General features: G+C 68.2%; 22 protein-coding genes and 1 pseudogene. 3 read left to right on the top strand and 20 right to left on the bottom strand.

All coding sequences use genetic code 11. The features are described 5' to 3' along the window. Nucleotides 1-31 precede the first annotated feature (31 nt). From mftE to mftA, 5 genes are all read right to left on the bottom strand, one after another. On the bottom strand, nt 32-868 hold the full coding sequence (gene mftE, locus CG723_RS44660) for a mycofactocin biosynthesis peptidyl-dipeptidase MftE (protein ID WP_100599292.1): 837 nt from the start codon (nt 866-868) through the stop codon (nt 32-34). A gap of 1 nt (nt 869) precedes the next feature. Then, complete coding sequence (mftD, locus tag CG723_RS44655) at nt 870-2,051, bottom strand: pre-mycofactocin synthase MftD (protein WP_100599291.1); 1,182 nt, start codon at nt 2,049-2,051, stop codon at nt 870-872. Between the two features lie 87 nt (nt 2,052-2,138). Next, nucleotides 2,139-3,404, bottom strand: a complete 1,266-nt coding sequence (gene mftC / locus CG723_RS44650) for a mycofactocin radical SAM maturase (RefSeq protein ID WP_100599290.1) — start codon at nt 3,402-3,404, stop codon at nt 2,139-2,141. Further along, nucleotides 3,401-3,691 (bottom strand): mycofactocin biosynthesis chaperone MftB, encoded by a 291-nt coding sequence (mftB, locus tag CG723_RS44645; RefSeq protein ID WP_100599289.1) that lies wholly within the window; start codon nt 3,689-3,691, stop codon nt 3,401-3,403. The genes mftC and mftB overlap by 4 nt, the downstream gene beginning before the upstream one ends. A gap of 16 nt (nt 3,692-3,707) precedes the next feature. Then, a complete protein-coding gene (mftA, locus tag CG723_RS44640; protein ID WP_100599288.1) occupies nt 3,708-3,830 on the bottom strand; it encodes a mycofactocin precursor MftA in 123 nt (40 codons plus the stop codon). 415 nt (nt 3,831-4,245) lie between these two features. On the opposite strand from mftA, the gene mftG reads away from it, so the two are divergent. After that, nucleotides 4,246-5,826 carry a mycofactocin dehydrogenase MftG gene (mftG, locus tag CG723_RS44635; protein WP_100599287.1) on the top strand — a complete coding sequence of 527 codons (1,581 nt, stop codon included), beginning with the start codon at nt 4,246-4,248 and terminating at the stop codon, nt 5,824-5,826. 443 nt (nt 5,827-6,269) lie between these two features. On the opposite strand, the gene mftR is transcribed toward mftG, so the two are convergent. The 5 genes from mftR to CG723_RS44610 all read right to left on the bottom strand — a co-directional run bounded on the left by mftR (nt 6,270) and on the right by CG723_RS44610 (nt 13,597). Then, nucleotides 6,270-6,899 (bottom strand): mycofactocin system transcriptional regulator, encoded by a 630-nt coding sequence (gene mftR / locus CG723_RS44630; protein WP_199842126.1) that lies wholly within the window; start codon nt 6,897-6,899, stop codon nt 6,270-6,272. A 214-nt stretch (nt 6,900-7,113) separates the two neighbouring features. Continuing rightward, nucleotides 7,114-9,501: a SpoIIE family protein phosphatase gene (locus CG723_RS44625; protein ID WP_100599286.1), complete on the bottom strand. Its 2,388-nt coding sequence runs from the start codon at nt 9,499-9,501 to the stop codon at nt 7,114-7,116. A 383-nt stretch (nt 9,502-9,884) separates the two neighbouring features. Next, nucleotides 9,885-10,730 (bottom strand): hypothetical protein, encoded by an 846-nt coding sequence (locus tag CG723_RS44620; RefSeq protein ID WP_100599285.1) that lies wholly within the window; start codon nt 10,728-10,730, stop codon nt 9,885-9,887. 204 nt (nt 10,731-10,934) lie between these two features. Then, nucleotides 10,935-12,419, bottom strand: coding sequence for an aldehyde dehydrogenase (locus tag CG723_RS44615; RefSeq protein ID WP_100599284.1), 1,485 nt, complete (start codon nt 12,417-12,419; stop codon nt 10,935-10,937). Between the two features lie 509 nt (nt 12,420-12,928). Next, nucleotides 12,929-13,597: a GntR family transcriptional regulator gene (locus CG723_RS44610; RefSeq protein ID WP_159032715.1), complete on the bottom strand. Its 669-nt coding sequence runs from the start codon at nt 13,595-13,597 to the stop codon at nt 12,929-12,931. 196 nt (nt 13,598-13,793) lie between these two features. On the opposite strand from CG723_RS44610, the gene CG723_RS44605 reads away from it, so the two are divergent. Continuing rightward, nucleotides 13,794-14,996 carry a CaiB/BaiF CoA transferase family protein gene (locus CG723_RS44605; RefSeq protein WP_267893778.1) on the top strand — a complete coding sequence of 401 codons (1,203 nt, stop codon included), beginning with the start codon at nt 13,794-13,796 and terminating at the stop codon, nt 14,994-14,996. Between the two features lie 68 nt (nt 14,997-15,064). On the opposite strand, the gene CG723_RS46715 is transcribed toward CG723_RS44605, so the two are convergent. The 9 genes from CG723_RS46715 to CG723_RS44560 all read right to left on the bottom strand — a co-directional run bounded on the left by CG723_RS46715 (nt 15,065) and on the right by CG723_RS44560 (nt 23,562). Then, nucleotides 15,065-15,340 (bottom strand): oxidoreductase C-terminal domain-containing protein, encoded by a 276-nt coding sequence (locus tag CG723_RS46715; protein WP_159032713.1) that lies wholly within the window; start codon nt 15,338-15,340, stop codon nt 15,065-15,067. A gap of 299 nt (nt 15,341-15,639) precedes the next feature. After that, nucleotides 15,640-16,605 carry an electron transfer flavoprotein subunit alpha/FixB family protein gene (locus CG723_RS44595; protein ID WP_100599281.1) on the bottom strand — a complete coding sequence of 322 codons (966 nt, stop codon included), beginning with the start codon at nt 16,603-16,605 and terminating at the stop codon, nt 15,640-15,642. A gap of 110 nt (nt 16,606-16,715) precedes the next feature. After that, complete coding sequence (locus CG723_RS44590; protein WP_100599280.1) at nt 16,716-17,501, bottom strand: electron transfer flavoprotein subunit beta/FixA family protein; 786 nt, start codon at nt 17,499-17,501, stop codon at nt 16,716-16,718. 882 nt (nt 17,502-18,383) lie between these two features. After that, a complete protein-coding gene (locus CG723_RS44585) occupies nt 18,384-18,944 on the bottom strand; it encodes an isochorismatase family protein (protein WP_100599279.1) in 561 nt (186 codons plus the stop codon). Between the two features lie 198 nt (nt 18,945-19,142). Further along, nucleotides 19,143-20,477: an FAD-dependent oxidoreductase gene (locus CG723_RS44580; RefSeq protein WP_100599278.1), complete on the bottom strand. Its 1,335-nt coding sequence runs from the start codon at nt 20,475-20,477 to the stop codon at nt 19,143-19,145. Beyond that, the gene (gene fdxA / locus CG723_RS44575; RefSeq protein WP_100599277.1) at nt 20,477-20,800 is read right to left on the bottom strand and encodes a ferredoxin; all 324 of its coding nucleotides are present in this window, start codon (nt 20,798-20,800) and stop codon (nt 20,477-20,479) included. Before fdxA ends, CG723_RS44580 begins: the two co-directional genes overlap by 1 nt. Before the next feature lie 121 nt (nt 20,801-20,921). Next, entirely contained in the window at nt 20,922-21,422 is a 501-nt protein-coding gene (locus CG723_RS44570; protein WP_100599276.1) for a DoxX family protein, read from the bottom strand. Between the two features lie 56 nt (nt 21,423-21,478). Beyond that, nucleotides 21,479-22,696, bottom strand: coding sequence for a cytochrome P450 (locus tag CG723_RS44565; protein WP_100599275.1), 1,218 nt, complete (start codon nt 22,694-22,696; stop codon nt 21,479-21,481). 77 nt (nt 22,697-22,773) lie between these two features. Next, the gene (locus tag CG723_RS44560) at nt 22,774-23,562 is read right to left on the bottom strand and encodes an SDR family NAD(P)-dependent oxidoreductase (protein ID WP_100599274.1); all 789 of its coding nucleotides are present in this window, start codon (nt 23,560-23,562) and stop codon (nt 22,774-22,776) included. 229 nt (nt 23,563-23,791) lie between these two features. On the opposite strand from CG723_RS44560, the gene CG723_RS44555 reads away from it, so the two are divergent. Then, nucleotides 23,792-24,565: an HpcH/HpaI aldolase family protein gene (locus CG723_RS44555; RefSeq protein ID WP_100599273.1), complete on the top strand. Its 774-nt coding sequence runs from the start codon at nt 23,792-23,794 to the stop codon at nt 24,563-24,565. 232 nt (nt 24,566-24,797) lie between these two features. Here the strand turns inward: CG723_RS44555 and CG723_RS48505 are convergent. After that, nucleotides 24,798-24,890 (bottom strand): annotated as a pseudogene (locus CG723_RS48505) (IS5-like element ISAs34 family transposase); the annotation flags it as partial. Between the last annotated feature and the right edge of the window lie 102 nt (nt 24,891-24,992).

Raw genomic sequence — 24,992 nt, 5'->3', positions numbered from 1 at the left:
AATGAGCGGAGGCGTCCGGCGGGGCGGCGCGTCAGGGGCGTGAGCGGTCGGAGGCCGTCGGCGCTCTGTGCTCCGCAACCGTCCGCCGGTCCGCCGGCGGCGGGGAGGGCGCGGAGGGCTCGCCGAGCCGCCCGCGCGGATCCGGCCGCCATGCCTGAATCCGCCGGACGGCGGTGTCCACCAGGTTGCGCAGCAGAACGCGGCCCTCCTGCGCACTTGCCCCGCTGGGATCGCCGAGGACACCGTTCGGCGCGACGGCCCGGACGCCACGCGCCGCCAACTCCGGCATGAGTTCAGCGATCGGGCGTGTTTCGCCGGCTGCGGCGGCATCGAGCCGCACGTCATCGGGAGCCAGGTGGAGCATGAGCGACGTCTCGGTGCGCCCGGCGTGTGCGTCCCCGCCGTGGACAACGCAGCCGAGCCAGGCGATGTCGTGCCCCTCGGCACGCAGCTGCGCCACAGCCCCGTCGAGGGTGGCCACATTGCCGCCGTGGCCGTTGATGAACACGCACCGTCCGGCCCACAGCGACAGCGACCGCACCGTCTCGATCAGCACCACGCGCAAGGCCTCGTGGCCGATGGACACGGTACCGGGAAAGTGGGCGTGCTCACCGCTCGCGCCGAAGGCGAGCGCGGGTGCGAGGATCACCCGCGCATCGGGAGAGCCTTCCGCGTGGTCCCGGTCTGCCAGCCGCTGGACGGCCTCACGCGCCACCGCGGTGGCCACGACGGTGTCGGTGTTCAGCGGAAGGTGCGGACCGTGCTGCTCGGTCGCCCCGACGGGGACGAGTACCATCGGCCGGCCGGTGATCTCCGGCCACACGGCTCGCCCCAACTCGAGTGCGCTGGAGTCATGCTGGCGTGGCATGTCAGCCGGCCGCGCCGAGGGTGCGGGTGAAGCCGTCGGGGATAACCAGGTCGTCGGGGCACAGCTCGCGGATCGAGGACCGGCCCAGCCCCAGCACGGCGGAGTCGAGCCCGCCGCGCATCAGGTCCAGTACGTTCTCCACGCCGGCCTGGCCGTTGGCGCCGAGGCCCCACAGGTAGGCGCGACCGATCATGACGGCCCGGGCGCCGAGCGCCAGTGCCTTGGCGACGTCGCCGCCGCGGCGGATGCCGCCGTCCAGGAGCACTTCGATGTCGTCGCCGACGGCCTCCGCAATGGAGGGCAGGATCCGGATGGTGGCGGGAGTGGTGTCCAGGTTGTTGCCGCCGTGGTTGGAGACGGAGATGGCGGAAACGCCGGCGTCCACGGCGCGTCGGGCGTCGTCGACCCGGCTGACGCCCTTGAGGAGGAACGGGCCGCCCCACTCCTCACGCATCCACTTGACGTCGTCCCAGGTAGGCGGAGGGGTCTGCATCCACTCGTAGTAGGCGCCGAAGAACGTGGGGGCCTTGCCGCCCGGCGGTTGAAGGTTGGGGGTCGTCAGGTCGGGTATCCGGCCGGATCGCACGAAGGACCACAGCCAGCGCGGCCGGGTGATCACGTTGGGTGCGAGCTTCACCGCCGTCTTGAAGTTGATCGCTTCCGGGACTTCCGGGCTGCCCCAGTCGCGGCCGTTGGAGAAGGACCAGTCGAGAGTCGCGATCAGCGCCTTCGCCCCGGCGGTACGGGCCCGGTCCATGCGCTGGGACATGTCCTCGCGGGAACCGGTCCAGTACATCTGGTAGAAGGTGTTCGAGTTGGCCGCGGTGACCTCCTCCACCGGTTTGGAGGCGAAGGAGCTCAGGCCCATGATCACGTTGCGGTTCGCCGCGGCGCGGGCCACGGCCACCTCGCCGTCGGGGTCCACGGCCTGGACGCCGGTCGGTGAGATCACCACCGGCATCGAGGTCTCCACGCCCAGAACGGTGGTGGTCAGGTCACGCTTTGCGTGGTGGCCCGCGACCCGGGGCGCGAAGCCCAGTTCGGCGAAGGCCCCCAGATTGTCATCGATGGTCCGGCCTCGCTCCGAGCCGGCCACGAGGGCGTCGTAGACGTTGCTGGGGAGGTGCTTCTTGGCGCGGCGCTGGGCTTCCGCGACCGTTTCGAACCAGGGATTCCTGCCCATACGGCGACTCCCTCTTCCATTGGCTGTTGCAGGGACGGGTGTGCTGAAGAAAGCCCCGAGCAGTGCGGGGCAGCGTGGGACGCCGCGTCAGGCCGAACTCAGGCCGGCGAGCGGGTTCTCGTCACAGGCGCTCACCGGCGGCCGGTCCAGGTCGGGGCGGCGTGTCAGCGCCACATCCACGGGGCCCTGGCGCCTCGCAGGGGCGGTGCGGTGAGAGTGGTCACCGGACGGTTTGGGGAGGGAGCCGCTCCCCTGGTCGCGCTGCGCCAGCAGCTGTTCTCCGTAGCCGCGCACGCACTCCGGGTCGGGACCGTCCAATGGCAGACCGGTGAAGAATTTGGCGGCCATGCAGCCGCCCTTGCACGTGTCGTAGAAGGAGCAGGAAGCGCACGCCCCGCCGGTCTGCGGCTCACGCAGGTCCAGGAACAGCTCGGACTCGCGCCACACCCGTGCGAAGCCGCCCTCCTGGCGGACGTTGCCGGCCAGGAAGTCGTCGTGGATCGCGAACGGGCAGGCGTAGACATCGCCGATCGGGTCGATCAGGCAGACCACCCGCCCGGCCCCGCACAGGTTGAGGCCTGGCAGTGCCTTGCCGTAGGCGGACAGGTGGAAAAACGAGTCACCGGTGAGGACTTGGTCGCCGTGGGCCACCAGCCAGTCGTACAGCTCGCGCTGCTGGGCCGGGGTGGGATGGAGTTCGTCCCACACGTCCGCGCCACGCCCGGAGGGGCGCAGCCGGGTGAGTCGCAGCTGTGCACCGTACTGGTCGGCGATGGCCTTGAATTCGTCCATCTGCGGGATGTTGTGACGCGTACAGACCACGGAGAGTTTGAAGTTCTTCATCCCGGCATCGGCGAGGTTGTGCATGGCGCGTAGCGCGGTGTCGTACGAACCCGCCCCGCGCACCGCGTCGTTGACCTCGGGGGTGGCGCCGTCCAGGGAGATCTGGACGTCCACGTAGTCGTTGGCGGCCAGGCGGCGGGCGACCTCGGGGGTGATCCGCACTCCGTTGGTGGAGAACTTGACGCCGACGTGGTGGGCGGTGGCGTAGTCGAGGAGTTCGAAGAAGTCGGGGCGCACGGTGGGTTCGCCGCCGCCGATGTTGACGTAGAAGACCTGCATGGCCTCCATCTCGTCGATCACGGCCTTGGCTTCCGCGGTGGTCAGCTCGCGCGGGTCGCGCCGCCCCGAGCTGGACAGGCAGTGTGCGCAGGACAGGTTGCAGGCGTAGGTGAGCTCCCACGTCAGGCAGATGGGGGCGTCCAGGCCGTACTCGAAGAGGTCGACCAGGCGGCCCCCGGGGGTCGGCCGGGGCTCCTGTGCCGTGATCGGCTGAGTCGCTCGGGCAATCATGAGGTACTCCTTTGGACAACCATCGATGAGCTGGCCAGTGCGGCCAACGCTCGCCCGAAGCGGGGCAGTTCGCTCTCCGTGGCCCCACCACGTGAGCAGGCGGCCCGCGCGGTGGGCTCCGTAGCCAGCGCCTGGACGGCGGCGAGCAAACGGGGGTCCTTGAGGAAGGTGAGCTTGCGAGTGCCGAAGTGGTAGAGCAGTGCACCGAAGGGTTCGGGCCGCACCGAGACCTGCGGGTGCAGATCCCAGGCGCGGTCCAGGTCGATCGGGGAATCGATCGGGTTCATGGGTCGTCCCGGCGCTCTAGTAGACGCCGCACATGCCGTCGATCGAGACCTCCTCGATCAGCGCGTCGGTCTCAACCAGGGTGTCGGCCGCGACCTCAGTGACCTGCTCGTCGGCGGGGACGGTGTCGAACTCGTTCATGCGGTCCTCCCGGGACTTGGCTCCGGCAGACTCGTGCCGGAGCGTGTTGGGGACGGAGCGGGATGGAGGGGCAACCGCCTAGCGGAATCGGCGGGCGTCGACTGGCGCGTGTCACGATCCGTTCACTTCGAACGGATCGGAGCAGGCGGGCCCCTGCTTGTAGCCAGGAGACTAACGGCATGCGGTGTCAAAAGGAAGCCGCCGGTGTGCTGCAACCTGAGCGGATCGGTTCCTGCACTAGTGACACGTCTCCGACCTGCTTCGACTCTCTGCAGGCCCAGTTGATGTCCGAGAGTGCCGCGCGCCCCGGTGCGCCGCAGGCGGCCACCCGAGGGCTTGCGCTCGCGCCAAGACTCGGCTTTGATCCCTGAGCCATGACAGAGATCCACCTACTCATCTGCACCGGGACTCCCACGTGAGTTCGGCACCCTTGTCCGGGGCACCTCGCGATGTAATCGTGGTCGGTGCTGGCGCCGCAGGTGCTGTGCTGGCGGCCCGCCTGAGTGAGGACCCGGACCGCGCCGTCCTGCTGCTGGAGGCAGGACCGTCACCCGCGACTGAAGAAGAATTCGGTCCCCAGTTGCTCGACGCACGGCTGGTCCCCGGAGCGCAGAGCGATCATCCGGGCACCTGTTCCTATCCCGTCCACCTCACTCCCAACCACCCATGGGCTGTGACCCGCGGCCGCGTACTCGGTGGCTCCACCACCGTCAACGGCGGGTACTTCGTGCGCGCCCGCCGCCAGGACTTCGACCGCTGGTCTGCCGTGGGCAACCCTGCCTGGACCTACGACCGGGTCCTTCCCTTCCTACGTGCGCTGGAGAACGATCTCGACCTCGGCGCCGGACCCATGCACGGCGGTCAAGGCCCCATGCGGGTCCAGCGCGTGGGAACGGACCACCCCGCCGCCGCAGCATTCCGCGACGCAGCGCTCACGCACGGATACTCGGTGGAGCCGGACAAGAACGACCTCGACGCAGCGCCCGGCTTCGGACCGGTACCAACCAATTCCGTGAACGGCGTACGCCACAACACTGCCCTCAACTACCTGCCGCCGGAGGTCCGCAGCAGGCCCAATCTCACAGTGAGAGGCGGAAGTCCCGTCGCCCGGGTTGCGGTGGAACACGGCCGCGCTGTCGGCGTGGTGCTTGTCGACGGCGCACTGATCCGCGCAGGCGAAGTCGTGCTGAGCGCCGGTGCCATCAGCTCCCCCCAGTTGCTGCTTCTGTCGGGCATCGGCCCGCGTGCCGACCTGGAGCGGCTCGGCATACCCGTGCTCCGCGACACGCCCGCTGTCGGTGCGCACCTGAGCGACCACCCCCAGGTGGTCCTCGATTGGACGCTCCGTCACGACCCACCCGCACCACAGGGGACTTGGCTCGGCGGGTGCCTGCATCTGGCCTCGGGCGTCGGAGAGTTCGGCGACCGCGATGGTCCCGGCGACCTGGAGGTACTCCAGTCCCTCGTTCCGATGAGTGGGCTGACCAGCGGTCGGACCACCGTGCCGGGGGAACCGCTGCCGTTCATGGTCGCCGCCCAGGCTCCGCGACGTACCGGCCGGCTGAGCCTGGTCCGCGCCGACCTCGCAGCGCCGCCGCGCCTCCACTACGGGTTCCTCAGCACACCGGACGACCGACGCCGGCTGCGCGAGGGGGTGCGCGCCACGGCCGCACTGCTGACCTCACCGCCCATGGCTGACCTCACCGCCGGACGTGCCGGCCCTGCCTCAGACGTTCTCGCGGCCGACGTGGCACTCGACCGGTGGATCGCCAACAACATCGGCACCGCACAGCACACCTGTGGCACCGTGCCGATGGGCCCTGCCGACGACCCCCGCGCTGCCGCCGTCGACCAGTACGGACGTCTTCACGGTATCCGCGCGCTACGCGTCGCCGATACCTCGATCCTCCCAGACGCTCCCCTGCGCGGTCCCGCCGCGACGGCCGTCCTGGTGGGCGAGATCATCGCGGACGCCATGCGCCGTGGGGTGCACTGACGTCCACCTGTCGGAAACCGCCACCGGCATGCGCCGCATACCAGGTGCCCGTGACGGTGCTCAGGTGACGCCCCTCCGCTCCCTCTGCTCCCCCACCGGACCCATGGCCTACTGCCGATGCCGTCCTGTGCAGCAGGCCTGGCCACCGGCGACACTTCGCCCTAAACCGAGCCAGTGCGTGTTCGTCTGTGGGCTCATGACATGGATGCAGGCTGGGAAGGGGGAACCGACGGGTGGATGCGGCGCGTTCAGGCTGCTCGACGGGCAAGCGGCCTGACATCGGGTCCCTCAGTGACGGGGCAGGCGGGCCCCGGACATGAAAAGGCCTCCCCGGCGGATCGGAATCCGTACCGAGAAGGCCCACCTGCTAGCCAGCGTTTTAGCGGGGCCGTGCAGGTAAAAGCCACGAGCACTGCCTGGACTGCATGCGGGCAAACACCGGATCAGCCTTGGCAAGGGATCGTCGACTCCCATCCCCTGGCCAATTGGCGGAACGTCGCGTCGATCAGAGGCTCGAGACCTTGCCGTTCGTCGGCGAGCCAGTGCTCGTAGGCGGCGATGGCAGCGGACAAGGACGCGTAGCCGACAAGCCGCGGCAGCAGATCGGACGTCGGCAGACCCGTGCGCGCCGCCACGAACTCGGTCACGATGGCGCGCCACTCGTTGTACCGCAGCGTGGCATCCGCCTGGAGCGTCGGCACGGTGAGGATGAGCTGCATCCGTTGCCGATGCCACGGTACTTCCTCGGGGTCGAACCGGTTGAACGCAACGACTGCCTCACGCAGCGCGTCGGCCACTGGGACGTCCGGGGCGGTGGCTTCGAGCAGTTCGCGAAGGCCCGCCAGCTGATCTTCGAAGTCGCCCCAGACGAGGTCGTTCTTCGAGCCAAAGTAGCGGAAGAAGGTACGACGCCCGATGCCCGCGGCACGGGCGATGTCGTCCACTGTCGTGCTGTCGAAGCCCTGGGAGGCGAACAGTTCGAAGCCGATCCGTTCCAGATCGGTGCGCGAGGTGGCACGGGGCCTCCCGATTCTGCCAGGCGCACCCGCCGCCGTGCTGGTGGCCTGCTCCACGGGCTCTCCCTCCCCAGGCGATCTCCGACAACGGCCCAGGCCACCACACGATACGCGCTGCCAGTGGTACGTGGCTGCTCCGAGCCCGTACCCGTTGTCATCTCCACACCAGCTTCGGCATACCCCGGCGGCCGGACCTGTATGGCCCGGACCCCTCGCACCGTTGTCAGTACGGCATCCGCCGCACGTCTGTGAGCTACGAGGCTGACGTCGTCTACCGGCTGACCGGGATCGGGGCGGGCAGCACTTGTTCGGCCCAGATAGTCTTTCCGGAATGGTGACTGTAGCGGCAGCCCCAGCGGCTGGTGAGTTGGGCAACGAGAAACAGTCCTCGGCCGCCCTCGTCGGTGGTGCGGGCACGGCGTAGGCGCGGCTGGGTGTTGCTGGAGTCAGAGACCTCGCACACCAGCACGGCGGCGTTGCACAGCAATCGCAACCCGATGGGGCCGCTGGCGTAGCGCACGGCATTGGTGACCAGTTCACTGACCGCCAGTTCGGTGGTGAAGGTTAGCTCCTCCAGGCGCCATGCGGCGAGTTGACCGGCAGCCGCCTCTCGGGCCGTGGCGACCGCAGCAGCCTCTGCGGGGAACGTCCATTCAGCCATGGCGTCCGGGGGCAGAGACCGGGTACGGGCCAGGAGTAGCACCGCATCGTCGCGGGTTGGCCGGTCAGGGGCATCGGTCAGCAGGGTGCGGCCGATGTCGGCCATGGCACGGTCGGCCAGCTCCGCAAGGCGGGCAGCCAGTTGGTCCGGGTCGCGCCGACCGTGGTGGAGCAGCCCATCGCTGTACAGGGCGAGGACGGAGTTGGGCTCCAGAGTGAGGGTGGTGGTCTCGAAGGGCAGGCCGCCCACTCCCAGCGGTGGGCCTGGGTCCAGAGCGGCGGGTGCGGCAGTGCCGTCGGGACGGATCACAATGGGTGGGGGGCCGCCAGCACTGGCCAGGGTGCAGCGACTGGTGACGGGGTCGTAGACGGCGTACAGACATGCGGCGCCCACGGTGTCTCGACGGGCGGGGTCACTCTCAGCTGCCAGCTTGATGACCAGGTCGTCGAGGCGGGTGAGCAGTTCCCCGGGTTCCAGCTCCAGATCAGCGAGGGTCTGTACGGCGGTGCGTAGCCGGCCCATGGTGGCCGATGCCTGCAGGCCGTGGCCGATGACGTCACCGACGACGACAGCGGTGCGCAGTGAAGGCAAGGGCAGGACGTCGAACCAGTCGCCGCTGATCTCGGCGCCGCCGCCGGCCGGCCTGTAGAACCCCACGCTCTGCACCGCGGTGGTTTCGGTGGTGGCGCGAGGCAGCAGTTGCTGCTGGAGAGTGATGGCGGCGCGGTGTTCGCGGGTGTATCGGCGGGCGTTGTCCACGCTCAGCGCCGCCCGGGAGACGATCTCGGCAAGTAGGTCCATGTCATGCTGATCGAAGGGCTCGGGCCGCTCGGTGCGCCAGACCGAGACGCCGCCGAGCACAAGCCCACGCGCCCACATGGGTGCTCCGATCAGCGTATGCCCGTGCTCTGGGACGAACAGTGCGGCTGTCCGAGGATCGCCCAACGCACTGCTCAGCGCTTCGCTATTGGCGATGATGGTCTTGCCGTGCTGCCACCTTCGGAGGTTGGGCATATCCGGATAGCGGGGAATGGCCTCGCCAGGCTGGATAAGAGCGGCAGGCCAGTCTCCGGCGGCGGACTTCACCGCGGCCCGGCGCAGATACAGTTCTCCTCCGCCAAAGATCTTCGAAGGCTCGTCCCCCTCGAGCACGGCCTCGGCGAGATCTACCCAAGCCACGTCCCCGAGTGCTGGGACGAGGACATCCAGGATTTCCTGGGTGATGTGCTGGATGTCCAGGCTGGCGCCGATGCGGACCGAGGCACGGCTGAGCAATTCCAGGTCGCTGCGGGCCCGTTGCCCTGCAGTGTCATCCGTGCAGATCTCGGCCACCCCCGCTGGGTGTCCCTGGGTGTCCTCCACTCGAAGCGCGGACAGCGAAACGGACCACTGCCGCCCGGGATCGTGCGGAGAGTTCAGCCGCTGTTCGCGCCCGACCAGCGGCACGCCCGTGTCGAGCACTGAACGCAGTGCTGGCTCGGCGCCCTCCGGGAACATCGCCTCTGTCGGCTGGCTGCCGGCCTGCGAAGCCGGGCGGCAGAACATCTCGGGCGTGATGTTCGTGCGTACGAGGGTTAGGTCCGCGTCGTAGAGGCTGAGTGCCATCTGGTCCTGGGCGAAGAGCGCGCGCAACAAGGCTGTGCCCTGCTCCCAGTCGGTCACGCAGCGGCCGGGGGCGGCCAGGATGAGGAAGGAGGAAGCGCCCATGGGTAGCGCTCGGAAGGCCACCTCTACTGTCATTCCGCAGCGGTGCCGGAGCGAGGCCCGACCCGCTGCCGGCATCCCGGCCTCCGTGAGAGTTGACCAGCAGGACTTCCCGGGGGCCTCGGTGAGTAGCTCCTCCACCGGCCGGCCGCACACTTCTGTTGCCGAGCGTCCCAGCAGTTCGGCTGCCGCTTCGGACCACTGCTGCACCACGCCCTCCTCGTCGAGCATGGCCGCGGCGATCTCGTCGAACGAGAACGGCCGGGGGCTCCCACGATCGGCAGGCGTGGACATCTCACTCCTTGTCACATGTCACGGCGGTACTTACCCTCAACAGGGATATATCAACTATGGACATTACGGGCATCGCGACATCTAAGCCAGGAGCACTCTGCGACATCTACATCACGCAGCGAAAAGGAAACGAGCGGAGCGCGGCGCTTATACCCGCCCCAGATGCGCCCGCACAGTGACCATCTTCGCCATCCGACGCGCGCTATTGCGTCCAGACATGCGCGTCTCCGTCCACTCCGGCTTCCCGTTGCCTCCCTCTTCCAGCGAGCGGTGAAGGGCCACCTCAGGCTCTGCGAGCGGAACAGCGCCGGGGATGCAATAGGCGGCCCGCAGTCCACCCAAGGCAGGTGAGCTGCGAGCCGCCCTCGTGATGTGGCAGCTTCTCAGGAAACCGCGACCGGAGCGGGCAGAGGCAGGCCGAACACGACCGCGTGCGCGTCCACGGTGCCAACCAGCGAGGTAGTCTCCCCGAAGTCGGAGAAGATGACGGTGTGCGGCTCGTACGCGACGCCGTCGACGCTCAGCCCACCGTCGATGATCCACAGCAGCTGCGTGCGCTCGGCCGTCAGATCCAGGACCCCGCCGGCCACATCCCACCGGTAGTTGGCGACATACACGTCGTCCTCCGTGAAGCGGCCGAGTGTCTTGGTCGAAACGCCCCTGCCTATCGAGCGCCAGGCGAAACCCTCCGGCTCCATCATCACCGGCTGCGGGTGGCGAGGCGTGGGATAGACGAGCTTGCGCTGGTTGAAGGCTTCCCACACCGCGTTGCGGCCGTCGGCACGATGCTCCGTGCCGTCGGCGCCGACGGTGATGTAGTAACCGTCCCGGAACTCGCCCTTCTGTTGCATCTGAGCGTATGTCTCATCGTGCTGAGCCCGGCTGACCCAGTGCTCGCCCCATTGGATCAGAAGGATCTCCGCCTCTTCGATCGTCTCGGGCCCGTAGGCGGCACCGGCCGGGAAGAATACGGACTGTCCCTCGGAGGACACTTGGTAGTGACCGAAGTCGGGCGTACCGCTGACGGTGTAGCGGATCTGGTCGAAGTTGTGCTTGTGCCGCGGGGCGTTGAACGTGCCGTGTCCGCCCTCGTAGCGCACGAGGTCGGCGGTGTACCCGACACCCGGGGACACCTCTCCCTCGTGTACGAGCTTGCGGTGCACCCGGCCGGGCCGGTTGGACTTGCTGACGAGGCTCCACGGAATCTTCGCCGTCTCGATCACATGCATGTCGACTCCCTTCGGTGCCGGCAGCGCGGTCGGCTGCGCGCCGGTTGGATACGGACGGATGGCGCGTGCGGACTGCCGAGGCGCCAGAACAGCTTGGCCATCGCCGGACATTTGCGAGCGAAGGCCTTCGCGCGCTGGGCTGGCGCGCCAGCACGGGCGAGGGGCCGCTACGAGGTCAGCGGCCCCTCGGTCAGGACGGTGCCGTCAGGGGGCGTCCGTGGGCTCGCGGTCCAGAATGATCGCCTTGGGCTCCAGGTAGGGCATGAGGCCTTCGCGGCCACCCTCACGGCCGATGCCCGACTGCTTGAAGCCGCCGAACGAGAAGGCATGTGAGTTCCGGTGGGCGTTATGGCCCACCGTGCCCGAGCGGATGCGGCGGGCGAACTGCCAGGCGCGGTTGTCGTCGTTGGTGAACACTGCGCTGTTCAGACCGTACGGGCTGTCGTTAGCGATGCGGATCTGGTCTTCTTCGTTCTCGGCCGGGATGACACTCAGCACGGGGCCGAAGGCCTCGTTACAGGCGACCGTCGAGTGGTTGTCCACATTGGCGAGCAGGGTCGGCTCGATGAACCAGCCCTTGTCGAGGTGGGCCGGCCGGTGGCCGCCCGCCGCGAGCTTCGCGCCCTCCTCAAGCCCCTTGCCGACCAGCCGCTCGATGGAGTCCCGCTGTCGCTGCGCGGCCACCGGCCCCATGTCGCTTGCTGAGTCGAAGGGGTCACCGACCTTGACCTTGGCGAACTCGGCGCTGAGCGCCTCGACGAGCTCGTCATGCCGGTCCTTGCTGACGACGACTCGGGTCAGGGCGGAGCACACCTGGCCGGTCAGCTCCATGGTCGAGTCCGCGAGGGAGGCGGCCACCTTCTCCAGGTCGTAGTCGTCGAGGACCATCGCGGCCGACTTGCCGCCGAGTTCGAGGTTGACCCGGGCGACGCGGTCGGCGCACAGCGCGGCAATGCGCTTGCCGGCGGCGGTCGAGCCGGTGAAGCTCACCTTGTCGATACCCGGGTTGGTCACCAGCGTCTCGGATGCCGGGCGGTGGGCGGTGACCACGTTGACGACGCCGGCGGGCAGGCCGACCTCCTCGGCGATTTCGGCGAGGAGGTAGCCGGCCGAGGGGGATTCGGGCGAGGACTTCAGCACGATTGAGCAGCCCGCGATGAGCGCCGGGGCGAGCTTCCAAGACAGGGCGACCAGCGCGGCGTTCCAGGGCACGATCGCGCCGACGACGCCGACGGGTTCGCGTGCGAGCCATCCGTAGCCGCCGCCCGCCGGGGTGTGCCGCTCGATCCACTCGAAGCTGTCGGCCTGGCTCGCGTAGAAGTCGTAGATCCCTGGGATCTTGGCCCCGCGGACCACGGCGTCGCCGTGCAGGATGCCCATCTCCGACGCCCAGGTGTAGGCGATCTCGTCCTGCCGCTTGCGCAGTCCTTCAGCGATGGCGCGCATGTACTCGGCCCGCTCGGCGGGGGTCATGAAGGGCCACGGGCCTTCATCGAACGCGTGGCGGGCCGCGTCCACGGCGCGGTTGACGTCCTCCGGCTTGGCCTCGGCGACTTGGAGATAGACCTCCTCGGTGGCCGGCTGAATGACATCGATGAGATCACTGGTCGAGGGCTTCACCCACTCGCCGCCGATGTAGAAGCGGCCAGGGTGCTTAAGGGGTGCGGCGGCAATCTTTGGTGCGGTCACTGCGGTTGTCTCCAGAGTCTTGAAGCTGGAAGCAGGGGTAGCCCGCCGTCATAGCAGGGGTCGGGGCATCGGGCACTGCGCTGGAGTCAGTGCCGGGCGGTGAGCATTCCGTCGCTCTCGCGCAATGCTGATACAGACGCAAGGCGTCGGCAAATATGTATGCATTCTAGCCGACAGTTTGGCGCTCAGGAAGACCTTCGCGTTGACGCAAGGGAGCACTGGCGTGCGAGGGAGTGGGCTGCACTGTTTAGCGGTGCCCCTCCCCCACCGGCCGACGGGCCCGGTGGAGGGCGATGAGACTCGAGCAAGCGGCACGAACGGCCAGCAGTCGCCGGCTGCGGATCCACCACGACTGCCAGGAGGGTCTATTGCCCCCGCGAAGCCCCGCACCATCAGATGCGGTATAGCCCCACAACCGCTAGACGCGGCACTCGTGGGGCTCGGGAGCAATCACATGGGTAGACACGCTGGAAACCTGGACGGGAATGCTTCAGGCCCCAGCGGACAGATCAGGAGCGGCCCAGCAGGGGCAGAGCACTCTCATGGCCGCTGACACGGTGCGCGTTGAACGACTCGACGAGGGCCTCGCGGTCGTACTTGCGCAGCGCCTTGATGATCTGCTTGTGCTCCTGGCTGATCCGGGTGGTCACGTGAGGCAACCGCCACCACCACGCGAGGTAGCCCTCGGACAGTTGCCACAGCCGCCGGATCTCGCGCTTGAACTGGTTCAACGGAGACAGTTCGAAGATCGTGAAGTGGAACTCGCGGTTGGCCCGGAGAACCGCCGCGATGTCGCCCTGCCCAACTGCCGCGATCATCTCGTCGTTATACCGCACGAGAGCATCCAGCGTCTTCTTGTCAGGCTTGACGATCGAGCGCAGCAGTTCGCCCTCGAGCAGCTCGCGCATTCGATAGATCTCGGCCAGGTCCGACGGTTCGAGACGGGCCACGACATAGCCACGGTTGGTCTCGTAGGTGACGACGCCCTCGGACTCAAGCGTGCGCAGCGCCTCACGGAGCGGACTGCGGGACACCCCGATCTGCTCCGCCAGGTCGACCTGGCGAATCTTCTGCCCCGGCAGGAGGACGCCCTCGATGATCAGGCCGCGAATCTGGGCGGCTGCCTGCAGAGTCAGCTGCATCGGCTCGGAGACGGAGCTTGCGGGCCCGGCGGTCACCGACCCCTCCGGCTTGGAACTCGACTTCCCGACCACAGCGTCGCCCACCCATTCGTTTCACCGTAATTAGTGAGGCCAAAGATACACGCAGGCGCTGCTGCGGGGGGAAGGTTGCAGGCAGGAAGCTTGACTTGGAGCGGCAGGTGATGACTACGCTCCTAGCACCTACCCAAGTAGTGACTGCGAGGCAATTGCTGTGTCTGGCGAACCGATAGCCCCCTCACCCGACCCGGCAAGCGAGCCGCCCCTGGCTGGCCTGCGTGTCGTTGACATGACGATCTGGATGGCTGGCCCCGTAACCGGCATGCTCCTCGCCGACCTCGGCGCCGATGTCGTGAAGGTCGAGAGCACCAATGGCGACCCCACGCGCTCACATACAGCCCCCACTGCCGGCAGCGTGACCACCAAGACGAGCATCTCCTACTCCACATTCAACAGGAACAAGCGTTCCATCGCCCTGGATCTCAGCTCTTCGGCCGACCGGGGAACCTTCGACCGGATGATCGAACAGGCCGACGTCTTCATCACCAACATGAGCCCCACGACTGTCACCAAGCTGGGCATCGACGCGGACTCCCTGCACGCCGCGAACCCACGGCTGGTGTACGCCCGCGGCTCCGGTCTCGGCCCCACCGGGCCGCGGGCCAACGACCTCACGCAGGACATGACTGGCATGGCGTACGCCGGAATGCTGTTCGCCCTGTCTCCCGACCAAGAGCAGCCCTTCGCTCCGCCCGGCGCGCTGAACGACGTCATCACCGGCACCTACTTGTTCTCCGGTGTCCTGGCAGCGCTGCTGCGCCGCGCCCGGACCGGTCGCGGAGAGACCGTGACCGGGTCCCTCCTGCAGAGCGCGTTGTGGACGCAGATGGGTCTTGTCGGTTCCGTGGCCAACACCAAGGAGGCCTCGACCACGGGCAGGCCGCGCACCGATCCGCGCAACGCCCTCCTGAACCAGTACCGGGCCGGGGACGGCAGGTGGATCGCCGTGGCAGCAGTCAATGCCCGGGCGTGGGACGCGTTTGTAACCGGTGCGCAGATTGAGCACCTGGTCGCCGACCCGCGCTTCGCCACGTACGCCGACATGCTCGACCATAGCCGGGAGATGCGCGTCGAACTGGACCGGCACTTCGCCACGCAGCCGGCCGACCACTGGCTCGAGCGGCTGCGCGAACACGGCGTATGGTGCGGCCCCGTGAACCGCCTCGGCGACGTCCTGACCGACGAACAAGTCGCGGCGAACCACTACCTGACGACGCTGAGCGACGGCCTACGGACGGTGTCGATGCCGTTCACGCTCGACGGTTTCGAGCCCTCCGCGGCGGCTGGGCCCGACCTCGACGCCGACCGCGATGCCGTCCTGCGGGACTGGGGTGTGGACTCCTCCCCTCGTCCCTGACCTCGGCGACCTGTTGTTGCCGAGGCCGGCGCGATGCGCCGGCCTCGGCATCGGGCCTCTGCGGAAGATCACGCCTGACCGGCAGCGTTCAACAAGTTCCGGGCCTCCACGATCTCGGCGCCCGCCGCGATCATCCGTCGGCACTGTAGGAACGACTCCGGCCAGTTGAGCACCACCGCGGCACATAGCCGGCCTGCGGCGTCGGCATGAGGCAGAGCCGCCCGCGGTCGTTCCAACTCCAGGTTGCCGAACAGCGCCTCCGTGCCGTCGGCCTGGAGCCGACCCACGATCTGCAGCCTCCAGTCGCACCCCGGCCAGACGTAGTCGCTAGGCCGGTACGGCACGCATGTATCCAGGCGCGCGACAGCGCAGCGAGCCTGGTCGGCGGCATTGGTCCCATGCTCGAACCGTACGAGGAAGCCGAATTGTGGGTGCGGCCAGCGAGCCACATCCCCGGCCGCGTACACGCCGGATGCACCGCCCGCCCGCCAGGTATTCGTCGCACACCACGCCGCCGTCGACGGTCAGGCCACTTCCCTCCAGCCACTCGACATTGGGTGCGTTCCGACCCTGACAAGGGTGAGGACGACCGTGGTGCTGGCGGGCTCGGTCTGCTTGGCCAACTCTGGAGTTGGGAACCGTCTCAGCTCTTCCGGGACTTGATTTCCTCAGTGAGCTGGGGAAGGACAGCGAACAGGTCACCGACGAGACCGTAGTCGGCGAGCTCGAAGATGGGGGCCTCGGAGTCCGTGTTGACCACGACGATCGTCTTCGAGGTCTGCATGCCGGCCCGGTGCTGGATCGCGCCCGAGATGCCGTTGGCGATGTACAGCTGCGGAGACACGGACTTTCCTGTCTGCCCCACCTGATTGGTGTGCGGGTACCAGCCCGCGTCGACCGCCGCGCGCGAGGCGCCCACGGCCGCATCGAGCGAGTCGGCGAGAGCTTCGATGAGCGCGAAGTTCTCCGCGCTGCCAACCCCTCGCCCGCCGGAGACCACCACGGCCGACTCAGTTAGCTCGGGGCGTCCCGTGGACTCGCGTGCCGCGCGGGAGACCACCCTGGTTGCGTGGGCCAGGGCGCTGAAGGTGACCGCCAACGTCTCGACAGCGACGTCGTCGGCAGGTGCGGTCTCCACCGGGGCGGAGTTGGGCTTGACGGTGATGACCGGAACGCCCCGGGTGACACGGGACTTGGTGGTGAAGGCCGCCGCGAACACCGACTGGACCACCACGGGGCCCTGGTCACTGGTCTCGATGTCTACCGCGTCGGTGATGACGCCCGAGCCGAGCCTCAGGGCGAGCCGGGCGGCGGTCTCCTTGCCTTCGCTGGAGGAGGACACCAGTACGGCGGCCGGCTGCACCGCTGCCGCTGCCGCCTCGAGGGCGTCGACCCTGGGCACGACGAGGTAGTCGTCAAAGTCAGGCGCGTCGCAGACAAGGATCCGGCTCGCGCCGTGCTGGGCCAGCACGGGGGCTGCGGTATCGGCGCCGGGGCCGAGATGGACAGCGACGGGCTCGCCGATCCGCCGGGCCAGGGTGAGTAGTTCAAGTGTCGGCTTGCGGACGCTTCCGTCCACGTGGTCGACGAGGACAAGGACTTGGCTCATGGGACTGCACTCCTGCGGAATCTCTACGGGTCGGCATGAGGGGGTCTGCGGCTGCCGCAGTGCGTCGCGGGTCGGCCTCGGACAGGCGCGCGCTCCGGGGCCCGTCGGTTCTAGAGGAGCTTCTGCTCCGCGAGGAAGGCCGCAATCTGCTTGCCGCCCTCTCCCTCGTCCTTGGTGACAGTGCCTGCCACACGGGCCGGGCGGGCGGTGGCTTCGCTGACCGCGGTCCAGGCGCCCAGAAGGCCGACCTCGGCCTCGTCGATGCCCAGGTCGGAGAGGTCAAGCGACTCCATCGGCTTCTTCTTCGCCGCCATGATGCCCTTGAACGACGGGTACCGGGCCTCGCCGGACTGGTCCGTGACCGAGACGAGCGCGGGCAGGGTAGCCTCCACCCATTCGCTGGCCGCGTCCCCGTCGCGCCGGCCGGTCACTTTGCCGTCCGCTAGGGCGACTTCGGACAGGAAGGTCACCTGCGGGACGCTCAGCCGCTCGGCGAGCAGCGCGGGAACGACGCCGGCGGTGCCGTCGGTCGACGCCATACCGCAGACGACCAGGTCGTATCCGAGGTGCTTGATGGCCTTGGCAAGTACCAGTGACGTACCCATGATGTCGGTGCCGTGCACCCCCTCGTCCTCGATGTGCACTGCCTTGTCGGCGCCCATGGACAGGGCCTTACGCAGCGCTTCCTGGGCTTCCTCCGGCCCCATGGTCAATACGGTGACCTCGGCGTCATCCGCCGTCTCGGCAATCTGGAGGGCCTGCTCGACGGCGTACTCGTCGAGTTCGGACAACAGGCCGTCCACCGCGTCGCGGTCGGTGGTCAGGTCCTGGTCAAAGCGCCGGTCTCCCGTGGCGTCGGGCACATACTTCACCGCGACAACGATTCGCAAACTCACGTCAGTTGCCCATCCCATCTTTCCGTGGGGAGACATCGCCCCCCTCGTGTGTCGTGCCGGCGGGGCCGTCGCAACACGCGTGTCTGCGCGCCGAGACTCCCGGGCGGCCCTCAGAACCCGGCACCCGGGACCGAGACGGTCTCGGTCGTCGGCTGCATGCGCTGCTTGTCCGGGCAGCCACCGTCGCGGGCGCCGGCGAGCGGACCCGCGCTGCACCACCGCCGTCCTCCCGGACATACGACACAAGTCCTGAACAGGCCGTGGCTGCACGTTTCGATAGACGGTGACGTTTTCGGTGCGGTAGCAGGCTGGCTCCTGAACCGCTGTCAGGCTCTGTCCTTCGCGCCATGCCGCCCTCGCGGGGGTGTACATGGGGCTCTCAGAGCACAGGAAGGTGGCCTCGCGCGGAGTCACCCCCTATGAATAACTACTCTCATAGGCGCTCAAGTCGAAGGGCAGGTCGGCCCGAGGGCGGGCTCCGGGCCCATAAGGGAACTGTCCGGGGCTCTTCGGCCAGGGCCATCGGTCGCACGGCGGCAGGCTGGCGTTGGCGATGTTGGGGGCCGCTGATCGGGGAGGGGACACGGATACAACCCCGACCAGCGGCCGGCTCAACTGTGCGGACCGCGACAGCGCACCTGAAGGGTGAGCATGGGTCCGCGGCATCTCCGCGACGGAAGTAACCACGTGGCCGCCACAAGGGCGTTCCCCGCAGTACGGGCGGGAGCATCAAGGTCGCCCCGGCTGCCCTCAACACCGTCTGTGCGGTGGGCGCTGTCCCGTCAGGGCGTGCCCGTTACCGGATACGGCCGCCCGCCTGCGGACAAGCCGGGAGCGGGGGACGTCCCGCCACTCGCGGTCTGTCCTTCCGCGCGCGGAGGTTCAGCGGGAGCTCTGGACGAGGGCTGCGACCTCCGCCGTCGATCCCGTCTCACCGAGCTTCGGGAAGACCCGCTCCAGGCTGTTGCGGTGGGCCTCCGGGTCCATGTCGGTCATCGCGTCAGTCGCCAGTGTCACGTTGTATCCCAGCGCGTAAGCCGAGCGGGCGGTGGACTCGACTCCGATGCTCGTCGCGATGCCGACGAGGACGACCTGGGTCACGTTGTGCGACTGCAGGTAGTCGTGCAGGTCGGTAGCGGGGAAGGCGTCCCACGTCTTCTTGGTGACACGGTGGTCGCTGTCCTCGGCCTTGAGCTGGGCGGCAAGGTCGGTCCAGTTCGGTGCCGGGGTCGAGGTGGACTTCGGCATCTCGTTCCGCCCAGGTGCACCACCCGCGACGTTGATCAGCACGACGGGCAGTTCATGCGCGCGGAACACCGCGGCCAGCTCGGCGGCGCGGTCGGTGATCTCCGCGGTCGGATGCACGGTCGGCAACCCCAGGATGCCTTCCTGAAGGTCGACGACAAGCAGCGCGGTACGCGCATCCATGGCTGTCAGTGTCATGCCACAAACCTTTCCTGATCTTGTGCGCCTGCGCAGACGTCCGTCCAGGCCCCGCGAGCGGCGGGCGCGTTTCGGCCTCGAGCCGGAGATTGGTGCCGTTTGGAGGTACCAAATCCCCGACAGTTATGCATACAAAACTGTATCAGAATAGCGCGTTGCGCTTGCCGCCAGCCCGCAGCGGCGCAGCCGCTCGGCTCGTCAATCGGCTGACGCGGCGGCGAGCATCCTGCTGCGCTCGTGCAGCTTGACCCGCGCCCGGCCGACGGGCCTGCCCTCGGCCTCCTCGGCGGCGTCTATGCGCTGCCACGCCGGCCACTCCACGAGCTCGACGCGCCGTTCTTTCAGAAGGTCCATGGGATCGACGACGGTCTTCTGGGGAGGACGTGTCGCCCGCTTGCGGTCCTCCAGGATCGCGGCGGCAGTCAAGGCGGCGTCCTGTTTGTTCGTGCCGATGACTCCGCTCGGGCCTCGCTTGATCCATCCCGTGACGTACACCCCGTCGAGGACTTCGGTGCCGTCCACGACGCGTCCTTCGCTGTGCGGAATGGTGCCGCTGCGCGGATCGAGCGGCAGCCCGTGTACTCCCAGTCCCCGGTAGCCCACGGAACGGACGAAGAATCCGGCGGGGATCAGCTCCTCGACCGCTGTCGTAGCAGGTCGCTGGTGGACCACCTCCAGGCCGCTGACTGAGTCGTCTCCCACGAACGCGACAGGGGTGCGGGAGAAGGCGAAGCGCACCGTCCGCCGGTCTCCCTGCGGACCTGAATCCGCGTATCCGCGCAGCGTGGCCAGCATGCGGCGGGTAAGCGGATTTTCCTGCGCTCGATGAAGGGCGTCCTCGTCGTCTGCCAGATCCCCGGAGTCGACCTGTACGCGGACCTCGGACAGTTCGCCGAACTCGCCGAGTTCCTTGTTGCTGAACTTGGCGTAGGCCGGGCCGCGGCGCCCGAGAATGACGATCTCACGGATGCTGCTGTTCGCCAGAACGTCGACGACGTGTTCCGGTACGTCGGTACGCCGCAGTTCCTCCGGGGTCCGGCACAGCATCCGGGCCACGTCCAGGGCCACGTTGCCGAGGCCGATGACCACGGCCTTCTCGGCGGTCAGGGCGAAACGGTCCACCGCGGCGTCGGGATGTCCGCTGTACCAGGACACGAAGTCCGTCGCCGAACAGACGCCGGGCAGGTCCTCGCCCGGTATCGACAGGGAGCGGTCCGCGCTGGCCCCGCACGCGACAACGACGGCGTCGTAGTGCTGGCGCAGCTCGGCGACCGTGATGTCGGTCCCCACTTGGACGTTGCCGAGGAAGCGAACGCGCGGATGGGCGAAGATGTCCGCGAGCAAGCCGACGATCGACTTGATCCGCTGGTGGTCCGGGGCGACGCCATAGCGCACCAGCCCGAACGGTACGGGGAGCCGTTCGTACACGTCGACGCTCACATCGAGGTCGGTCTGTTCCGACAGTTCCTGGGCGGCGTAGGCACCCGAGGGTCCGGAGCCGATGACAGCCACCCTGAAGGCGGCGCCGTTCATCAGTCACCGCCCTGGGCCGGGGCTCGGGTGACGATGTCGGCGTCGCGGGTGGAAGGGCCGAACTTCTTGGCGCCCTTGGGCGAACCGATCTCCTCGAAGAAGGTCGCGTTCGCGGTGAGGTATCCGCGGGTGCCGTCGTCGATGTCCTCCGAGTACAAAATCGCGGACATCGGGCAGGCGTCCTCGCAGGCGCCGCACTCGATGCATTCGTCGGGGTGGATGTACATCATCCGGCCACCCTCGTAGATGCAGTCCACCGGGCAGACGAGCGTGCAGCTCTTGTCCTTCACGTCGATACAAGGCGACGTCACCACGTAGGTCATTGGGTCTCCTTCCGTTGAACGAGGTTGTGCGGTCCTTCGGGAACGGGCCGGTGGGCCGGTCTCCGTCTTCCGGACAGGGTTCGGGAGTGGTGTGCCGGGCCGGGCCTGTTCCGCGGCCCGGTCACGGTCGGTCCTGTGCCGGAGTGCGTCGGGCGGCCAGCAGGACGAGCGCCGCCGCTGCTCCGACGACGGCCGCCGAGCCTGCCCAGCCGACGCCCGTGAGGTGCCAGCCGAGGACTTCGTCCAGGGACCAGGCGCCGGGTCCGACGGCCACCAAGGAGATCGCCATGAGCCCGACGAGGCCCACGTACTCCCACCCGCCCTTGAAGACGAAGAAGCCCTTGCCGCGGTGATCGGTGAGGCCTGCCACCAGCATGAGTCCGGCGAAAGCGGCACCTGCCGCGGGGAACGCGAGCCCCGCGGCCATGAGCAGGCCGGCGCCGATCTCGCAGGCGGCGGCGAGGCGGGCGTGCAGCCACCCCGGCCGCAGGCCGACGGACTCGAACCACCGGGCGGTGCCGGCCACGCCGCCGGGACCGAACACCTTGTTCGCCCCGTGGACGAACAACATGACACCGAGGACGGCACGCATTATCAGCAGGCCGAGGTCTGCACCGTGCATCCCTTGGCTCCTCTCTACAACGGTCACCCCGTAGCCGTCTCCCGGGGCAGGGCGGGCTAATGGAAGGTCAGCGGCAGTTCGTGCCAGCCGTTGCGCAGCAACTGACGGATCTCGCGCGGCTCGCCCGCCCTGGTGATCGATGAGAAGCGGCTGAGCAGCGACTGGAAGAACAGGCGCGTTTCGAGCCGGGCCAGGTGGGCGGCGATGCACAGGTGCGGGCCGTAGCCGAACGACAGATGGGCGCCGGCGTTCGGGCGCCGGATGTCGTACGACCAGGGGTTCTCGAAGACCTCCGGGTCGCGGTTTCCGGCGTCGAACAGCAGGTAGACGCGCTGGCCTTCCTTGATGGTGACTCCGCGCACCTCGGTGTCGTGCATGGCGGTGCGCAGGAAGCCGCGGGCCGGCGTGGTCCAGCGCAGGGACTCCTCGATCGCACCGTCGAGCAGCTTCGGGTCGTCCCTGAGCAGTTCTAGCTGGTCGGGGTGGTCTGCGAGAGCCAGCGCCATGCCGGCCAGGAGCGATCGGGTCGTGTCGCTGCCGCCAGCCAGGAAGAGGCTGCAGTAGATGAGCAGAGTGCTTTCAGGCAGCGGCTCACCGTCCAACTGAGCGGCAAGGAGTGTGGAGATGAGGTCTTCGCCGGGCTGGGCTCGCTTGACCTCGAACTGCGCCCGGAAGAAGTCGTTCATTTCCTGGAACTGGCGTACGGCGGCGCGGATGTTGTCGGCACCGTGGATGAGCTTGAGGGACTCCAGGGCGTCACTCCAGCCGCGGATCTCGTCGTCGTGGCCGGAGGGCAGCCCGATGAAGTGCTCGGCGATCTTGATGGGCAGACTCGCGGCGATGGCTTCGACGAAGTCGAACGGCTTGTCCGGGACGATGGCGTCGACGAGCGCGTCGGCCTGCCCCTGCACGTGCTCGCGCATGTAGGCGAGGGCGCGGGGGGCGAAGCTGCGCGACGCGACTCCGCGGAGCTGTCCGTGGCGCGGCGGGTCGGCGTAGGCGAACTGCTCTCCGGGGCCGTAGAGCGTCGCGTAGGCCTCAGCCTCCTCTGGCTCGAGCCGCAACTGGTGCAGGTGCAGCCCGCGGCTGGAGCTGAAGGTCTCGGGGGTGCGGGCCGCTTCCCTGATGTCCTCGTGCTTCGACAGGACAAAAAGGTCCAGCGGCTTGTAGTAGAACACTGGCCGCTCGGCATGAAGCCGGCCGTAGAACTCCTGCCGGTCCTCGAAGTAGAAGTCCGGGTTCTCGATCTGGATGTCGTCGCTGGTTAGTGTCATCTAGTCACTCGCCGATCCGGTCTGGGGGTTTGCTGAGCTGTTCGGGCCAAGCCACCAGGTGGCGGGGGTCGCGGCGGTCAGGAGTCCCAGGTCGCCCGGGGTCCGAGCAACTGTCCGCCGTCGACGACCAGTTGCGTACCTGTGACGTAGCTGGAGTCGTCGGAAGCAAGGAACAGCGCCGCGGCCGCGATCTCGGCGGGTCGGCCGATGCGAGGGATCGGCATCCTGCCGAACCACGCGTCCTTGTCCAGGGCGGCGAAGCCGGGGCCGGAGTTCATCGGCGTCTCGACACCGCCGGGGTGTAGCGAGTTGACCCGGATGCCGTGAGGCCCCAGCTCACGCGCCGCGGCCCGGGCATAGACGGCGTTGGCCGCCTTGCTGACCGCATACGGGATGAAGCCCGGGCCCACGGACAGCGAGGCGATGGACGACATGACGACCACCGATCCGCCTCCGCCGTCGATCATTCCCGGCAGGCACACCTGGGTGCCGATGACCGGGCCGAGCAGGTTGACATCGAGGGCCAGGGTCAGTGACTCCTCGTCGGTCGAGGCCACGGTTCCCGGGGTCATCACCCCGGCGTTGTGGATCAGTACCGACAGCGGGAGCCCGAAGACCTCCCGGGACAGTGCGACGGCACTCTCCCAATCATCGCGTCGCCGGACGTCGACGTGGGCGTAGCGGGCAGCCGCCCCGAGTTCCGTGGCCAACGCGGCGCCCTCACTGTCGAGAACGTCGGCGATCACCACACGTGCCCCAGCGGCGGCGAGGCAGCGCGTGATGGCCGCTCCTATGCCCCGGGCGCCGCCGGTGACGATCGCAGCCCGGCCGGCTAGCCGCTCACTACTACCGCTTCCTGTAGTCATCGCAGTCCGTTCGCCTCCACTGTGGAACCCTCGCTGACCACGTCGCCGAGGACCTCATCAGAGTGTTCATTTTTGCATACATTAAATTAGAACGGATTCTTGTTCGTCGTCAAGAGGTGCACCCACAAGGAACCCTGCGCAACCACTCAGGTCAGGTCGCTGCATTGACCGACCAAGGGGTACCCGCCTAGATTATGCATACAAAAATACACTCATGTGAGGGGTGGCTATGCGGGAGAACCGAACGAAGCGGCAGCTGTCTGAGGACCGACCCGCCTTCGGCGTGTCGCTGACGATCCCGGATGTCTTCGTAGCGGAGACCATCGGCGCAGGCGGCTTCGACTTCGTCATGATCGACACCGAGCACGCGCCGATTCCGATCGACGCACTGCAGGCCATGCTCGTCGCGCTGCGCGCGTCCCGGTCGACACTGTTCGTCCGCTCCCCCGCGAACGACACCGCACTGATCGGCCAGATCCTCGACGTCGGGGCCGAGGGTGTGATCGTCCCGGGCGTGCAGAACGCCGCAGAGTGCGCCGCAGCCGTCGCGGCCACACGCTATCCCCCGGCCGGGGTACGCGGCTTCGGCCCCCGCCGGGCGGCCCGCCTGGACGGCGGCCGGGCCGAGTACATCGCGCGGGCCGACGAGGAGATCGCCGCGTTCGTCATGATCGAGCATGCGGATGCGGTCGCCGACATCGACGCCATCCTCAAAACACCCGGCCTCGACGGCATCATGGTCGGTCCGGCCGATCTCGCCGTTTCGATGGGACACCTGCACGACCTGGACCACCCGGGCGTCCGGGCCGCGATCGACCGGGTGTTCGCTGCATGCGAGCGGCACTCGGTCCCCTTCGGGATCTTCGCTCCCTCGGAGCAGGCAGCCCGGCTGTGGGTCCGGCGGGGTGCCCGCTTCATGGCGGTCGGCGGCGACGTCCAATTCCTCAGCCAAGGGATCGCGCACACCAAGACGCTGGTCGCGTCGCTAAACGACTCCGACTGAGGCTGGCCGGCTCCTACGCGGTGAGGTGTCCCGCAGCCCATACGGCTCGGGGTGCGGGACATCCCGTTTCCGGAGGGCCGGCGTCAGGCGATCGCAGCCGGGACGGTCATGACGTCGCCGTTCGCCCCGACCATCATGACCTACACGATGCACTCCGGGATGGGGTCCGTCGCGGCCGAGCGCGCGGGCACCGAGGGCGCCCTGCAGGGCCTCTAGCTGGGTGGGGCGTTCAGCGGTCACGGACCGGCCGCCCCATACGTGACCGCGGGAGCAACGGTTCCACCACAGCCCACGACTCATCAGTCAACTCATGTCGCCGCACCACGACTTACCAACGACCGAGAGACTTTGCGAACACGCCCTAGCTGTATTGAGCATGAGCGTTGTTGACACGCGCGGGTCTTGAAGAAGGCGAAGGCCTCCGTGT

It is taken from the genome of Streptomyces sp. CB01635, assembly GCF_002803065.1.
Taxonomy (GTDB): domain Bacteria; phylum Actinomycetota; class Actinomycetes; order Streptomycetales; family Streptomycetaceae; genus Streptomyces.
Note: the sequence above shows the minus strand (reverse complement) of the source record. Positions and strands in the feature narration are given on the sequence as shown.

Excerpts from the sequence above, each read along its gene's own strand:
- mftE (WP_100599292.1), bottom strand. The coding sequence starts at position 868 with ATGCCACGCCAGCATGACTCCAGCGCACTCGAGTTGGGGCGAGCCGTG.
- mftD (WP_100599291.1), bottom strand. The coding sequence starts at position 2,051 with ATGGGCAGGAATCCCTGGTTCGAAACGGTCGCGGAAGCCCAGCGCCGC.
- mftC (WP_100599290.1), bottom strand. The coding sequence starts at position 3,404 with ATGATTGCCCGAGCGACTCAGCCGATCACGGCACAGGAGCCCCGGCCG.
- mftB (WP_100599289.1), bottom strand. The coding sequence starts at position 3,691 with ATGAACCCGATCGATTCCCCGATCGACCTGGACCGCGCCTGGGATCTG.
- mftA (WP_100599288.1), bottom strand. The coding sequence starts at position 3,830 with ATGAACGAGTTCGACACCGTCCCCGCCGACGAGCAGGTCACTGAGGTC.
- CG723_RS44625 (WP_100599286.1), bottom strand. The coding sequence starts at position 9,501 with ATGTCCACGCCTGCCGATCGTGGGAGCCCCCGGCCGTTCTCGTTCGAC.
- CG723_RS44620 (WP_100599285.1), bottom strand. The coding sequence starts at position 10,730 with ATGCATGTGATCGAGACGGCGAAGATTCCGTGGAGCCTCGTCAGCAAG.
- CG723_RS44595 (WP_100599281.1), bottom strand. The coding sequence starts at position 16,605 with ATGAGCCAAGTCCTTGTCCTCGTCGACCACGTGGACGGAAGCGTCCGC.
- CG723_RS44585 (WP_100599279.1), bottom strand. The coding sequence starts at position 18,944 with ATGACACTGACAGCCATGGATGCGCGTACCGCGCTGCTTGTCGTCGAC.
- CG723_RS44580 (WP_100599278.1), bottom strand. The coding sequence starts at position 20,477 with ATGAACGGCGCCGCCTTCAGGGTGGCTGTCATCGGCTCCGGACCCTCG.
- fdxA (WP_100599277.1), bottom strand. The coding sequence starts at position 20,800 with ATGACCTACGTGGTGACGTCGCCTTGTATCGACGTGAAGGACAAGAGC.
- CG723_RS44570 (WP_100599276.1), bottom strand. The coding sequence starts at position 21,422 with ATGCACGGTGCAGACCTCGGCCTGCTGATAATGCGTGCCGTCCTCGGT.
- CG723_RS44565 (WP_100599275.1), bottom strand. The coding sequence starts at position 22,696 with ATGACACTAACCAGCGACGACATCCAGATCGAGAACCCGGACTTCTAC.
- CG723_RS44560 (WP_100599274.1), bottom strand. The coding sequence starts at position 23,562 with ATGACTACAGGAAGCGGTAGTAGTGAGCGGCTAGCCGGCCGGGCTGCG.
- CG723_RS44555 (WP_100599273.1), top strand. The coding sequence starts at position 23,792 with ATGCGGGAGAACCGAACGAAGCGGCAGCTGTCTGAGGACCGACCCGCC.